General features: G+C 70.0%; 9 protein-coding genes. 8 read left to right on the forward strand and 1 reads right to left on the reverse strand.

Annotation, left to right across the window (positions count from 1 at the left end):
* Nucleotides 1-108: 108 nt before the first annotated feature.
* Complete coding sequence (gene eccCa, locus OHS59_RS38695) at nucleotides 109-4,143, reverse strand: type VII secretion protein EccCa (protein ID WP_328497980.1); 4,035 nt, start codon at nucleotides 4,141-4,143, stop codon at nucleotides 109-111.
* Between the two features lie 455 nt (nucleotides 4,144-4,598).
* Between eccCa and eccD the strand changes: the two genes are divergently transcribed.
* The 8 genes from eccD (at nucleotide 4,599) to OHS59_RS38735 (ending at nucleotide 14,423) form a co-directional block, all read left to right on the forward strand.
* The gene (gene eccD / locus OHS59_RS38700; protein ID WP_328497981.1) at nucleotides 4,599-5,999 is read left to right on the forward strand and encodes a type VII secretion integral membrane protein EccD; all 1,401 of its coding nucleotides are present in this window, start codon (nucleotides 4,599-4,601) and stop codon (nucleotides 5,997-5,999) included.
* A gap of 44 nt (nucleotides 6,000-6,043) precedes the next feature.
* Complete coding sequence (eccB, locus tag OHS59_RS38705) at nucleotides 6,044-7,660, forward strand: type VII secretion protein EccB (RefSeq protein ID WP_328497982.1); 1,617 nt, start codon at nucleotides 6,044-6,046, stop codon at nucleotides 7,658-7,660.
* A 492-nt stretch (nucleotides 7,661-8,152) separates the two neighbouring features.
* Nucleotides 8,153-8,488 carry a hypothetical protein gene (locus OHS59_RS38710; protein ID WP_267024489.1) on the forward strand — a complete coding sequence of 112 codons (336 nt, stop codon included), beginning with the start codon at nucleotides 8,153-8,155 and terminating at the stop codon, nucleotides 8,486-8,488.
* Nucleotides 8,489-8,573: 85 nt separating this feature from the next.
* The gene (locus tag OHS59_RS38715; protein ID WP_328497983.1) at nucleotides 8,574-8,882 is read left to right on the forward strand and encodes a WXG100 family type VII secretion target; all 309 of its coding nucleotides are present in this window, start codon (nucleotides 8,574-8,576) and stop codon (nucleotides 8,880-8,882) included.
* 218 nt (nucleotides 8,883-9,100) lie between these two features.
* Entirely contained in the window at nucleotides 9,101-9,565 is a 465-nt protein-coding gene (locus OHS59_RS38720) for a type VII secretion system-associated protein (protein ID WP_328497984.1), read from the forward strand.
* 124 nt (nucleotides 9,566-9,689) lie between these two features.
* Nucleotides 9,690-13,343, forward strand: coding sequence for an AAWKG family protein (locus tag OHS59_RS38725; RefSeq protein WP_328497985.1), 3,654 nt, complete (start codon nucleotides 9,690-9,692; stop codon nucleotides 13,341-13,343).
* Between the two features lie 244 nt (nucleotides 13,344-13,587).
* Nucleotides 13,588-14,043, forward strand: a complete 456-nt coding sequence (locus OHS59_RS38730; RefSeq protein ID WP_328497986.1) for a YbaB/EbfC family nucleoid-associated protein — start codon at nucleotides 13,588-13,590, stop codon at nucleotides 14,041-14,043.
* Nucleotides 14,044-14,045: 2 nt separating this feature from the next.
* A complete protein-coding gene (locus tag OHS59_RS38735; RefSeq protein ID WP_189773767.1) occupies nucleotides 14,046-14,423 on the forward strand; it encodes a hypothetical protein in 378 nt (125 codons plus the stop codon).
* Nucleotides 14,424-14,476: the final 53 nt, after the last annotated feature.

Genomic DNA, 14,476 nt, shown 5'->3' on the forward strand with positions numbered 1-14,476 from the left:
AAAGCGAAAGATTGCGCCGTTCCCCGCGCCCCACTTGGGGCACGGAAGCGGGGGCCACCTGTCGGTGGCCCCCGCTTCCGTCGTTCGTGGGGTGGGGTGTGTGTGGTGTCAGTCGGTCTCCGGGGGGCGCTCGTCCACCAGGGCCGTCTGCATCAGGCGTTCGCGGCGGCGGGCGATGTGCAGAGCCCTGCCGGGCGGCAGGTTGCGGGGCTTCGCGTTGCCGAAGAGGCGGCCCTCCGTGGGCGGGCAGGACAGCAGCACCGCCGGGTTGTTGGCCTCGTCGAGACGGCGGATGAGCGCGTCGCTGAGACCGCGCCCGGCACCCATGGCACTACGGGCGACGACCAGGTGCAGACCCATCTCGAAGCCGAGCGTCAGGTACTCGAAGAGCGGCTCCATCGGACTCTGGAAGGAGTTGCCGGACACCATGTCGTAGTCGTCGATCAGGATGAACAGGCGCGGGCCGGTCCACCAGTCGCACTTGCGCATCCGGCCCGGGGCGATGTCAGCACCCGGCACACGGGTCTTCATCGCCCGCGCCGCGCCCTCGATGGTCTCCTTGAGGTTGTCCAGGGAGATCACATGCCCGATGCGGTACTCCTCCGGGATGGTGTCGATCAGGGTGCGGCGGTAGTCGACCACGATGATCTTCGCCTCGGTGGGCGAGTACCGGGTGGTGATGCCCTCCGTGATGCGGCGCAGCAGGTTGGTCTTGCCGCTCTCGGTGTCGCCGACCACGACCAGGTGCGGGGTGCGGCTGAAGTCGTGCCAGACCGGTTCCAGGGCGTCCTGGTCGATACCGAGAGGCAGCCGCATGCCGTCGCCCTCGGTGGACTCGGGCGCGGGCAGTTCGGCGAGCGGGAGCCGGTGCGGCAGCATCCGGACCTGCGGGGCGGGCGCGCCGGGCCAGTGCTTGGCGACCTCCGAGACCAGGTGGCCGACGCCCTCGCCGAGGTCTTCGAGGGAGCCGCTGCCGTCCAGCCGGGGCAGCCCGGCGAGGAAGTGCATCTTGGTGTCGGCGGTGATGCCGCGGCCACCGCTGCGCGGCACGGAGCGGGCCTTGCGGGTGTCGATCTCGGAGTCCATCGGGTCACCCATGCGCAGTTCGAGACGGGTGGCCGCCTGGTCGCGGACCTGGGCGGACAGTTCCACCCAGCGGGTGGTGGTGATGAGTAGGTGGATGCCGTAGTTGAGGCCGCGGGCGGCCAGTTCGTTGAACTTCGGGATCAGGTCGTCGTAGTCCTGGCGGACCGTCGACCAGCCGTCGACCACCATGAACACGTCGCCGAAGGGCTCGTCGGGGAACTCCCCGGCGGCCCGGCGGCGCCGGTAGGACTGCATGGAGTCGACGGTGTGGTCCACGAAGAACTGCTCGCGCCGGGCGAGCAGCGTCATGACCTCGGCGACCGCCCGGTGCACCCGCTCCGGGTTCAGTCGCGCGGCGACGCCGCCGACGTGCGGAAGCGCGGCGAACTGCGAGAGACCGCCGCCGCCGAAGTCGAGGCAGTAGAACTGGATCTCGGCCGGCGTGTGGGTGAGGGCGAGCGCACCGATCAGGGTGCGCATGATGGTGGACTTGCCGCTCTGTGAACCACCCGCGATGGCGACGTGGCCGCCGGCCCCGGAGAGGTCCACGATCAGCGGGTCGCGGCGCTGGTCGAAGGGCTTGTCCACCAGGCCGACCGGGACCCGCAGGCGGCCCGTGCCGGACCAGCCGGTGGCGATGAGGCCACGCTCCGGGTCGGGCGCGATACCGGGCAGCAGGGCGTCCAGCGGAGAGGGCTCGTCCAGCGGCGGCAGCCACACCTGGTGGGCCGCGGGGCCGGAGTCGCGCAGCCGGTCCAGGGCCACGGCGAGCAGTGTCTCCTCGTCCTCCTCGCTCTCCTCGGTCTCCGGCTCGGGTTCGGGCGCGGCCTCAAGCGTGCGGGGCACCACCCAGCCACTGGTCCACGGCACCACCTGGCTGGCCACCCGGGCCTGCACCACCGCGCCGGTACGACGCCGGTAGATGCCCGAGGAGTAGCCGGCCCGGAACCGGGTCAGGGCCTCTACACCCGACTTCAGATAGCCGTTGCCGGGCGAGGCCGGGAGCTGGTAGGCGTCCGGCACCCCCAGCACACCGCGGCTCTCCATGGCGGAGAAGGTACGCAGACCGATGCGGTACGAGAGATGGCTCTCCAGTTGGTGCATGCGGCCCTCGTCCAGACGCTGCGAGGCGAGCAGCAGATGAACTCCGAGCGAACGGCCGAGGCGGCCGATCATCACGAACAGGTCCATGAACTCCCGGTGCGTGGACAGCAGTTCGCTGAACTCGTCGACCACCACGAACAGGCTGGGCAGCGGGGCCAGGTCGGCCCCCGCGGCGCGGGCCCGCTCGTACTCCAGGGCGGAGGTGTAGTTCCCCGCGGAGCGCAGCAGCTCCTGGCGGCGCATGAGTTCGCCGTGCAGGGCGTCCTGCATGCGCTCCACCAGGGCGACCTCGTCGGCGAGGTTGGTGATGACCGCGGAGGTGTGCGGGAGTTCCTCCAGGCCGAGGAAGGTGGCGCCGCCCTTGAAGTCGACCAGGACGAAGTTGAGGGTCTCGGAGGAGTTGGTCAGGGCCAGCCCCAGGACCAGCGTGCGCAGCAGCTCGCTCTTGCCGGAGCCGGTGGCGCCGATCAGCATGCCGTGCGGACCCATGCCGCCCTGCGCCGACTCCTTGATGTCGAGCTCCACCGGGCGGCCGTCCACGCCGACCGCGACCGGCACCCGCAGCCGGGCGGAGCCGATGTGCTTGCTGAAGAGGGTCTGCGGGTCGTGCCGGTGCAGATCGGGGATGCCGAGCAGGGTGGTCAACTCGACGTCGGTGTCCAGCGGCTGCGAGATGTCGGTGCCCAGGCTGATCCGGCGGGCGGTGAGCAGCCGGGCCAGCGACTCCGCGCCGAGCGGGCCGAGCCGGTCCGGACGGCCGAGCGCCACGGAACGCTCCTTGCGGCTGCGGTCGGTGCGCACCAGGCTCACCCGGTCCGGCCCGACGGTCAGCCGCAGCGTGTTGCGGCCGGGCTTCCAGCGCAGCGCTCCGGAGACGTCGAGGACCACGGCGTTGCGGTAGCCGTGCCCCTCCCAGCGGTGCCCCTCGGGAACACTGACGCCGTCCAGCACGATGACGGTGTACGGCTCGTCACGGCCGGGGCGGGCATCCGCGTCGAAGCCGGGGCGCTCGGCGAACTCGGCGCCGAGCAGGTCGTCCAGCTCGGTGAGTTCGGCGGTGATCCGGCGGACCTGTCCCGCGCCGTCCTCCTCGTGCGGGTGCAGCGCGTGCGGCAGCCACTTGACCCACTCCCAGTCGGGCCGCCGCTCGTCACTGACACAGACCGCGATCCACAGCTCCTCGGGCGCGTGGAACACCGCGAGCTGGCCGAGCGCGGCACGCACCAGGGCGCGTACGGCGTCGGCGCCGGGGCCCTCGGCGGGGGTGCCGGCATCGGGCCCGCCCTCGCCGTTCGGCGGGACGGCCGGATCGGCGGACGCCGCCTGGCCGTGCGTCTCCTCCGGGCGCAGCAGTACGCGGGCCGAGGAGCGCAGATAGAGACCGAGGGGCTGCTCGGGGACGGTGGAGTAGGCGCGGATGAAGCGGCGCAGGGCGTGCGCGCAGAGCGGTTCGAGGTCCTCCACCGGGCGGGTGGAGACCGGCTGCAGGGTGAGCGCGAGCTGCTGCTCGCCGACCGCGAGCCGGGCCTCGCCGAAGTCCTCGTCGGCCGGGCGGCGTTCCCACAGCCGCGAGGTGCGGGCCAGCGAGCGCAGGGACGCGGGGTCGGGGTGGCGCCAGGCGAGCGCCCGCTGCTGCTCCGTGATGGTGGTCCGGACCCGCTTGCGGGTCTGCGCCAGGTAGCGGAGGTAGTCGCGGCGCTCGCCCTTCAGGCGCTGCTTGCGCTCGCTGGAGCGGCGCATCAGCTGCCCCAGCAGCATCGCACCGGCGGAGAGCGCCATGACGCCCATCGCCAGATACATGAAGACGCCGTTCCCGCCGCCGGGGCGCAGGAACATCAGCATCATCGACACCGACATCAGTGCCATCGGCAAATAGGTCCATATCGCCGAGGTGTCGGGGACGCTCTCGGCGAGGACCGGTGGCTCCTGAAGGGTCAATTGCCCCTCGGGCATCTGCGGTCCGCGTCTGCGGGCCGGCCGGCGAAACAGCACGACACTCAAGGAACAGAACCTCCGGTTTTACTGGCTTTCCGGCCCGCACCGAATACCGGCCCACCCGGTAGTGGGAAAGACCGCATCGAGACCATTCTCCGGGTCCCGCGTGTCGCGGCGAACGCGGGGTGAATGTTTCGAGCGGATAGCGGGGACGGTCAACTCCCGTGATGGACAACTCCATACCGGACAATGAGTCCGGTCCGCAGCGCGATCCGGCGGGCGTAGGCAGTAGTCTGCATTCACGGAACGCGACCTGTCCACGCGGGAGGGGCGGTCGCTGGCCACGCGGACGTAATTCACCGGCCCGGCACCCCCGTTCCTGGCCGTGCGCGGACCTTCCGTACTCTTCGCACATCCCCGCTCCCGGGGAAGTCCTCCTGCCAAAGCCCCCACGGAAGACGAGAGTTCTGCTGATGACCGACAGCGCGGTGGCCGAACTGTGCCGCCTGACCGTACGTGCGCCGAGCGTCTCCGTCGATCTGGCCGTGCCGGCCGACGTGCCGGTCGCCGATCTCCTGCCCACGCTGCTGCGCTATGTCGGCGAGGAGGCCGAGGAAGCCGGGCTCGACCACGCCGGCTGGGTGCTCCAGCAGCTCGGAGACGCACCACTCGACGAGGAGACCACCCTCGCCCGCGCCGGGCTCTCCGACGGCGCCGTGCTCTACCTGCGCCCGCACACCGAGGCGTTGCCCGAGGCCAGGCTCGACGACCTGGTGGACGGGATAGCCGACACCGCGGGCCGGCGCCTGAACACCTGGCACCCCGGAGCGGCCCGCGGACTCCTGGTGGGCGCCGCCGCGGCGACCGTGGTGGCCGCTCTCGCGCTGGTGATCTGGCCCGGGACCAGCGGGTCCACTCCCGTCACCTACGCGGCCGTCACCGGGATGCTGCTGCTCGCCGGCGCGGGCTCGGCCAGCCGCGCCGTCGGCGACCGTCTCTCCGCCACCGCGCTCGGCGTGCTGGTCGCGCCCTGCCTGGCGCTGGCCGGCTGGCTGCTGCCCGGCGGCGACCTGACCGGTCCGGACGCGCGGCAGGTCGTGGGCGCCCGGCTGCTGGCGGCGGGCGCCGCGGGTGCGGGCGGCGCGGTCCTCGCGCTCGCCGCCACCGCGGTCGGCGCCCCCGCCCTCTTCGCGACCGCGCTGGTCTCGGTGGCCGGCGCGATCGCCGGCGGCCTGATCGGGTACACCGGCCTGGCCGTACAGGCCTCCGTGGCACTGGTCGCGACCGTGGTCGCGCTCGCCGCCGGAGCCGTGGCACCGTTCGCCTTCAAGCTGGCCGGGATGCGGCTGCCCTCGCTGCCGTCCTCCGCCGCCCAGCTCCAGGAGGGCATCGAGCCCTACGCGGGCGACGAGGTCGCCGAGCGCACCATGCTGGCCGGGCGCTGGGTCACCGCGCTCTTCGCCTCCACCGGCATCATCTGTGTGGCCGCCCTGGTCGTCCTCACCGAGCACCCGAACCTGCCCGAGGTGCTGACCGCCGTCGGGCTGACCCTGCTGCTGCTTCTGCACTGCCGGGGTCTCGTGCACATCTCGCAGCGGCTGACCCTGGCCGTACCCGGCGTCCTGGGCCTGCTGCTGCTCGCCCGCGCCTGGGCCGTGGACCACGACGGCACCGGACGCGCGGTCGTCTTCGCGGTGCTGCTCGCCGCCGCGGCCGCACTCGTGATCGCGGCCTGGACGGTGCCCGGCCGCCGCGTGCTGCCGTACTGGGGCCGTGCGGCGGAACTGGCGCACACCGGCTTCGCGGTGGCCCTGCTGCCCTTCGCCCTCTGGGCGGCGGGGCTCTTCGGCTGGCTGCGCGGCCTGTTCGGCTGAGCACGTCCGCACGCCCGGCATGGAGAAGGAGTTGAGGAGAGGCCGTGCAGTCCAAGCGAGACCAGGTACACGCCCACAGTTTCATGATGGGCAGGCTCAGTTCGGGCCTGCTGATGGCCGACCCGGACGCCCCGGAGAGCCCGCTCGGGCGCACCACCCGCGGTGTGGTCTTCGGCGTACTGGTGACCGTCCTGATCGGCGCGGGCGCCACCGTATACGGCCTGCTGCGCCCCGGCGGGAACGACGGCTGGCGCGACGGTGAGCACCTGGTGGTCAACCGTGACACCGGTGCCCGATATCTGTGGACCGGCACCGACGGCGTACTGCACCCGGTGCGCAACTACGCCTCGGCGCGGCTGATCGGCGGCTCCGACCTGGCGACCGCGGACGTCCACACCCCCTCGTTGCAGGGCGTCCCGGTGGGCACCCCGGTCGGCATCCCCGGCGCCCCGGACGCCGTACCGACGGCCGGCCAGCTCGACGACGGCGCCTGGCACATGTGCGTCACCGGGCCGGAGGGGGCGCTGCCCAACACCTCCGGTGTCGTGGCGACCACCGGCGTGGACAAGCCCGGAGCCACCACCGTGACGGCCGGGACGCCGCTGGACTCCCGCGGCATCGGCCGCGACCGCGGTGTGCTGGTGAGCGGCCCGGACGACACCGAGTACCTGGTGTGGCGGGGCAGCAGGCTCCCGCTGGACCGCGACTCCGACGCCCGCAACGCCCTCGGCTACGGCTCCCAGGATCCGATGCCGGTCTCGGCGGCCTTCCTCGACGCGCTGGCACCCGGCCCCGCCCTCAAGCCGCCCGCGGTCCCGGGGCGCGGCGACAAGGGCCCCGAGCTCGGCGGTGAGGCGAGCCGCGTAGGCCAGTTGTTCAAGGTCAGCGTGCCCGGCGGCGGCAGTACCTACCAACTGCTGCGCGAGGACGGCCTGGTGCCGCTGACCCGGCTCGGCGCCGCCCTGGTGCTGGGCGACCCGGCCACCCAGAAGGACGCCTACCAGGGGCAGTCGCCCGAGGTGCGCACGGTCGGCGCGGACGCGCTGCGCGAGCACCGGGCGAAGGACGCGGACTCCGCCGCGTCCGCCGAGCTGCCGGACGCGCCGCCTCTCCCGCAGTCCGCGGAGCGCGGCACCGCGCTCTGCGCCCAGGTCGACGGCGACCACGGCGGCGTACGGATCAGGTCGGTGCTGGTGCCGCTGACCCAGCTCACCCCGGTCGCGGTGTCGGCGGGCACCGCCCAGCCGCTGGAGCCCGCCTGTGTGCCCACGGAGGCCACGGTGGTACGCCCCGGGCACGGCGCCCTGGTCCGTGCCCTGCACGCGAGCGGTGCCGCGCACGCCGGGACCACCTATCTGGTGGCGGAGAACGGCGTGAAGTACCGCCTCTCCGCGAAGGATTCACTGGCCGCGCTCGGGTACGAGGCCGGGGACATCGGCTCGGTCCCGGCACCGTTGCTCGCCGCCTTCCCGACCGGCGCGGACCTCGACCCGGCCGCCGCCGCAGGGGTCACCGAGCCCAAGGCGACGGCCCCGGAGTGCGGTCCCGCCGCTCGGCCGGACAGGAGCGGAGACTCCGAAAAGGTCGACAAGCCGGGCGAGTTGGACAAGCCGGAAACGAGCGACAAGGTGGATGCGGCGGGCACCGTTCCGCAGAGCTGACACCGTATGGCGATTCCGGCAAGGAACGCATATTGCGTCAAGAAAAGGAAAAAGAAAGGAGCGGGCGCGGGGAAACGTGGAACCGAACTCCGCGCCGACGGCGTGAAGTCGATGGAGGGCCGCGGTCGGATACGAGGGAGAAACCTCAGAAGAAGCTCAAATATTCCGGCCGACCGCACTCGTGGAATCCCGCGGGTGCGCGCACAAAGCCGGGAGTGATGCTTCTCCGTGACCGTTCGGTCTCTTCGGGTGCCCGTTTTCCGCCCGCTTCGCGTGTTACCCGTCGGTCGGTTCACGTCCCGCATCCCGGCCGTGCACGCGCATGCGTTCATCCAGCTGCAACGTTCGCACAACTCCGTTGCCATACAGGCGAATTCTACCGAACAGGCTGTTACTCACATCTTGCCTGCACGCGTTGCGCGGAACCCTGTTTTCTCTTTAGCCTCAGCGGGCAACGGTGCGTGAGACGCGCCTGAACGAAGGGAGCGTGACATGGCGGACAGCGCCGCAAGGAAAGCGGACTATGCCAAGGGCTTGGGGGGCGTCTCCTCTCTGGAGTCGGCCCGCAACCAGGTCGAGAAGACCCAGAACAACGTCGCCGAGATCGCAGCGCGTTCGGGTGTCGGCGGTGACGAGGGCCAGGCACTGCTGAAGCTCTTCCGCAGCTGGAACACCGAGGCGCAGAAGGTCGTCGTCCAGATCAGCACGATGATCGACGCGCTCCAGGAGAACGTGACCTCCGCCAACCGCCTGGCGAAGGAGAACCAGGACCTGACCGAGGTTCTCAACAGCAAGACCAGCCAGGGCGTCTTCGAAGCACTGAGCTGAACCACCCGCGGTACCGGCTCCCTTCGGTGGAGCCGGGCTTCGTGAGCTTCCCGGGCCAGGCGCCCGGCCTTCGAGAGGAGACGTCATGGCCGACGGCATCATCGATGTGCAGTACCCCAAGGTCCAGCAGGCCATCGAGGAATTGATGGAGCAGACCCAGGTGATCATCACCACCCTCAACACCCTGGAGGACGAGCTCAAGCCGCTCGTCAGTACCTGGGAGGGTGCGGACCAGGAGCAGTACCGCGTGGTCCAGGCGGAGTGGGACAACGCCACCAAGAACATGGCCAAGCTCCTCGGCGACAACGGCGAGCTGATCCGGACCATCCACGACAACCACTCCCGTGACGAGCGCAAGAGCGCCGACAACTGGGGCAACGTACGGGCCCGTTAGGACCATGTACGGCGCCCGGCCGGAGCTTCCCCTCGGCCGTCCTGAGGGTCGGGCCGGGCGCGTCGTGTGTGTGATCGATGGCCGGTTCGGCGGACCCGGAACACGGGTCCGCCGAACCGGCCGCCGTCCGTACACACCGAGCCAACGGGCCGTCCCGCACAGCCGTCCGGCACGCACGGAGTCGCGTCAGAAGCCCCCTAGCAGCAGGAGATCGTCCCATGGCCGGTGAAAAGGCCGACGTCAAGCATTTCGACCTCAAGCAGATGGAGAACTTCCGGGACAACGAGGTGCAGCCGGTCTACACCGCAGCGAAGAAGCACCGTGAGGACGGCGACGGGGCCAACATCCGCCCGCTCGGGAAGCTCGTCGACGGGCACACCACCCCGGACAACCTCGACCAGGACAAGCAGCTCCTGCGCATCGGCAAGATGGTCACCGAACCCCTGGTCTCGGGACCGAAGCTGATCGAGGGCGTCCGCACCGCGGCCGAGGCCATCGACAAGCTGCTCGGTGACCAGATGGACCTCTTCAAGGAACTGAAGGAGGCCCTCACGGACACCATCGAGGAAGCCAACAAGACCAAGAACAAGAACCTCGACGCGATCGACGCGCAGACGCTGCTTCAGACGTTCGAAGAGGTCGACACCCTCACCGCGGGTGGTTCGGAAGAAGAAGAGGACTGACCTCCCGCGCTGCCGGCAGCGGCCACGGCCGACCGGCGCGTGCCTGTAAGTGACGCACGCCCGCACCTCCGCACGAAGACGCGGTGTGCGGGCACGGACGACAACCGACCAGAAAGGGCGCCCGGTGGCCGATCGGTACGATCCCAACTCCGGCACAAATCTCGACAAGTTCGACAACGCCGGCGATCCCTCGTCCGACACCTGGGCCACCCTGGTCACGCATATCACCGGCTATCCCGTGCCGGACCGCAACACCATCTTCGACACGCTCCGCTCCGACCACGGCGGCAAGCTCTTCAGGATGGACATCAAGGAGCGCAGTCTCAGCCTGATGGTCAAGGACTCCGGGTTCCTGACCAACTCCGGCGAGGACTACGACATCTTCTTCTTCGACGGCGGGAAGAAGACGAAGATCATGCAGGCCCGGATCGTGTTCGAGGGCCGTGTGAAGGCCGGCGAGGAGATCTACTTCGCCGCGCCGGGCTCCGACGACGTCAATAACGCCCAGGTCCGTGAGGGCAACGAGTTCACGGACTACAACAAGGACAAGATGTCCACCATCCCGCTCGCCCGGTACATGAACGGGCCGCGGACGGCGCTCATGGAACTGCTGAAGGGCGGCACCCAGAACGCCCGGTTCAGCAACCTGGGCGTGGGCGGCAGCGACGCGGTGGACCTGAAGTCCTTCGACTCGACGGGCGAGTCCTTCGACTACGCCGCCAAGTTCTTCCGGGACCACCAGGTGGTCCTGAAGGACTGGGAGGACCGTTTCAGCAAGGACGACGCCAGCTGGAAGGGCGAGGCCGCGGAAGTCTTCCGCAGCCTGCTGAAGAAGATCCGCGAGAACTACGACGCCTACATCGAGACCTTCGACTCCTCGGCCGGCACCGGCGACGAGACCGGCACCGGCAACACGGTGTACTCGCGGGCCCTGTCCCTGGGCCGCAAGTACCTGGAGGACGCCGCCAAGAGCCTGCTGGACGCCTGGCTCACCTGGGCCAAGTCCCCGTACTACGACCCGCTGCAGGTGCTGCGCTACGTCTTGGACGACCTCGCCCAGTGGGTGGACGCGAACAACGTCGCCAAGACGAACATCACCTCCACCACCACCCGCTACTCCACGACCGTCAGGCACAGCCCGCAGGCCGGCTTCCTGCAGTCGCACCCCGACTACGGCGACCTGACCGACATCGCCAACTGGGCCAAGGTCGGTGACGCGGCGGTCAAGATCTGGAACCAGGGCGTCGCCGAGTACCTCGGCAAGCCCGCGGCCACGGTGCAGTCCAACCTGAACAACCACTTCCTCGACCTCGGCGAGGACTTCGCGGACAACGTGCCCAAGCCGAAGTCGACCAGCACGGCCTCGGAGGAGTACGAGGAGAAGAAGGCCGAGGAGGAGAAGGAGGAGATCAAGAAGCAGAACGAGGAGAACAAGAAGTACCAGGACGAGCTGCGGGAGGAGCAGAACCGGCAGCGCGAGGAGGACAAGAAGTACCAGGAGGAGCTGCGCGCGGAGCAGGAGCGCCAGCGTGAGGAGGACAAGAAGTACCAGGACGAGCTGCGGGAGGAGGCGAACCAGCAGCGCGAGGAGGACAAGAAGTACCAGGACGAACTCCGCAACGAACAGAAGGCGGAGCAGGAGGAGGCCAAGCGCGAGGCCGAGGAACTGCGCAACGAGCAGAACCAGCAGCGCGACGAGGACAAGAAGTACGCGGACGAGCTCCGCGAGGAGCAGAAGCGCGAGCAGGAAGAGGCCAAGCGCGAGGCCGAGGAGCAGGCCAAGGCCGTGGAGGAGAGCCTCACAGGCCTCAACGACCCCAACGCGGTCAACGAGCAGAACCTCGACGGCCTCGACGACCTGCTGAACCAGAACAACCCGGTCACCACCGAGAGCCTCGGCGACCTCGGAGACATCAACGGCGAGGGCCAGGGTTCCCAGAACGACCTGAACAACGACCTGAACGAGGTCAACCAGTCCCTCGGCACCCTCGGCGGGCTGAACTCCGGAGGCGGCGCCCTCAGGACCCCGACCGGCGGGAACACCCAGGCGGACGGCGGCAAGCTCACCACCGACTTCCCGGACGGCACCACCACCTCGTTCGACCCCGACACCGGGACGCTCACGACCACCTCGCCGGACGGCAATGTCACCACGCAGGATCTGGGTGACGGTCTGAAGGTGACGAACCCGGACGGTTCGGTGACGTCGTTGGGTGACGACGGCAAGCTGACGACCACGTTCCCGGACGGTACGACGCAGACCGTCGACCCGTCGACCGGCCAGGCGACCACCACCAACCCGGACGGCACCACCACCACGACCGACCTGGGCAGCCTCACCGACCTCAACGGCACGGCCAACGGCGACGGAGTGCTCGACGGCCCGACCGGCGCCAGCACGCAGCTGAACAACGCGGGCGACCTGACGACCGACTTCCCGGACGGCAGCACCACCTCGTTCGATCCGGACACCGGGACACTCACCAGCACCTCGCCGGACGGCAATGTCACCACGCAGGATCTGGGTGACGGTCTGAAGGTGACGAACCCGGACGGTTCGGTGACGTCGTTGGGTGACGACGGCAAGCTGACGACCACGTTCCCGGACGGTACGACGCAGACCGTCGACCCGTCGACCGGCCAGGCGACCACCGTCGACCCGGACGGCAGGACGACGACGGAGAACCTCGGCAACCTGGGTGATCTCAACAGCCAGAACAACCTGAACGATCTCAACGACCTGAACGACCTGAACGACCTCAACAACGACGTGACCACCGAGTCGCTCGGCGATCTCGGGGACCTCAACGCCGACCAGTCGGCCCTGGAGACCCCGACCGGCGGCGAGGTCCAGCTCGACGACAGCGGCGACTTCCTGACCACGTTCGCGGATGGCGGCTCGTCCACGTTCGACCCGGACAACGGCATGCTCACCACCACCGACGCCGACGGCAACACCCAGACCGTCGACCTCACCCACGGCGCACGGGTCGCCAACCCGGACGGCTCCTTCACCACCCTGGACAACGGCCAGCTGACCACCACCTTCCCGGACGGCAGCAAGCAGGTCATCGACCCGGACACCGGCATCGCCACCGTCACCGACGCGCAGGGCAACACCGAGAAGGTCGACCTGCACGACCTCAACACGTCGAACAACGACAGGTCGAGCATCCTCGACGGACTCGGCGACCTCAACGGCGTCGGAGGAGGGGGCGGGGGCGGCGGAGACGGCACCACCTCCCGCGACGTACCGCTCTCCGAGCTGAACCTCGGCGGCGGCAGTACGGGCCTGGGGTCCACCGGCGGCGGCCTCTCCGGGTCGGACTCCCTGTCCTCGGACCTCAGCTCGTCCGGTGTCGCACCCCTCTCCGACAGCACGACCACCGCGCTCGGCGCCGGCGCCTCGGCCGCCTCGGGCGGAACCCCCGGCGCCCCGGGAACGCCCGGCAGCCCCGGTATGCCGATGGGCGGCGGGGGCGGCATGGGCGGCGGCGCCGAGAAGGGCAACGGCGAGCGGGTGCGCTCCGTCCTGGTCGACGCGGCCGAGGAGAGCGAGCGCCGCAACCGCCGACGCCGCAGCCCGTGGAACCGGCAGGAGGACAGCGACACGTTCCTGGCCCCGGCCTCCCGGGTGAACACCACCGGCGGCGGTGGTGACTCCACCGAGGAGGAGCAGGAGCCGGGCCGCAGGGCCACCAGTTCCGACTACCTGGACGAGGACGTGGACGTGTGGGGCACCGAGGAGGGCGGCACTCCGGCCGTCATCGGGCGGTGAGCACCGTGGCGGCCCGGCGCGGCCACCGCGGAGACCAACGCGACCACCGCCGGGACCAACGCGACCACCGCCGGGACCGGCGCGAACACCGCGGAGAGACGAATCCCACCCGGCCCCGGCTTCCGCGGACGAGCCCTCACCAGGCAAGATCAGCAGAGCAGTTGCCGGATTACGGGCCAGGGCCGGACGCACGGCCCGTACGTCCGGACATACGCGCAGACCTACGGAGAAGGGCGGAGAGGGCGTGACGGAACCGCTGGAGAAGCGCCTGGAGAAGGCGATGGCCGAGCTCCAGGCTGCCCAGGAGGCGGTCGCGCGCACCGAGCGCGAGCTGCGGCAGGCGTCGTTCGCGGTGCTCTCCTCCGACCGTGCGGTCCGCGCCAGCGTGGGCCCGCAGGGTGAGCTGACCGGGATCGAGTTCCTGGAGAACAAGTACCGCGACATGTCCCACCAGGAGCTGTCCGCCAGCGTCCTGGAGGCGGCGAACGCGGCACGCCTGAAGATGAACCGGCATGTGATGAAGGCGATGGCACCCTTCGCCGAACCCAGCAGCAACGTTCCGGAGCTGAAGGGCTTCGAGCTGGACTGGGAGCGCATCTTCGGCCCCGAGGTGCTGCGCGAGGACGACGAGGACACGGCACGCGACGTCGAGGCCGCCCCCGGCTGGCGGGACGCGCTCGGCGAGGACGGGGAGGACTGACCATGGGACAGCGCTACTACGTCGACCCGCAGCGCATCGAGGCCCTGGCGGGGCAGCTTGAGGAGATCGGCGCCCTCACCAGGAGCATGACCGAGGAGTTCTTCGACGAACTGGCCCCCACGGTCAGGTGGCCCGGCACGGAGGGCGAGTTCGCCGAAAAGGCCAAGCCTCAGGAGCAGAAGGAGCGGCAGACCACCAAGGACACCATGATGTCCATCCGTGATGCGCTGGTGGGCATCACGGACGCCACGGTCAGCCAGGTCCGGCTGATGAAGAACACCCGTGACGCCAACATCGAGGACATCGAGCAGAACAACAGGGAAATCGACACCCATGGGCTGGACGGCAACAGCGGCCCGGGCGGGCATGGTCGCCGCTGACCTCCGCACCGAAGGCCGCTCCCGCGTGATGCCGGGAGCGGCCCTTCCGTCCT

Origin of the sequence: Streptomyces sp. NBC_00414 (assembly GCF_036038375.1) — a bacterium.
Taxonomy (GTDB): domain Bacteria; phylum Actinomycetota; class Actinomycetes; order Streptomycetales; family Streptomycetaceae; genus Streptomyces.

Excerpts from the sequence above, each read along its gene's own strand:
- eccCa (WP_328497980.1), bottom strand. The coding sequence starts at position 4,143 with ATGCCCGAGGGGCAATTGACCCTTCAGGAGCCACCGGTCCTCGCCGAG.
- eccD (WP_328497981.1), top strand. The coding sequence starts at position 4,599 with ATGACCGACAGCGCGGTGGCCGAACTGTGCCGCCTGACCGTACGTGCG.
- OHS59_RS38710 (WP_267024489.1), top strand. The coding sequence starts at position 8,153 with ATGGCGGACAGCGCCGCAAGGAAAGCGGACTATGCCAAGGGCTTGGGG.
- OHS59_RS38715 (WP_328497983.1), top strand. The coding sequence starts at position 8,574 with ATGGCCGACGGCATCATCGATGTGCAGTACCCCAAGGTCCAGCAGGCC.
- OHS59_RS38720 (WP_328497984.1), top strand. The coding sequence starts at position 9,101 with ATGGCCGGTGAAAAGGCCGACGTCAAGCATTTCGACCTCAAGCAGATG.
- OHS59_RS38735 (WP_189773767.1), top strand. The coding sequence starts at position 14,046 with ATGGGACAGCGCTACTACGTCGACCCGCAGCGCATCGAGGCCCTGGCG.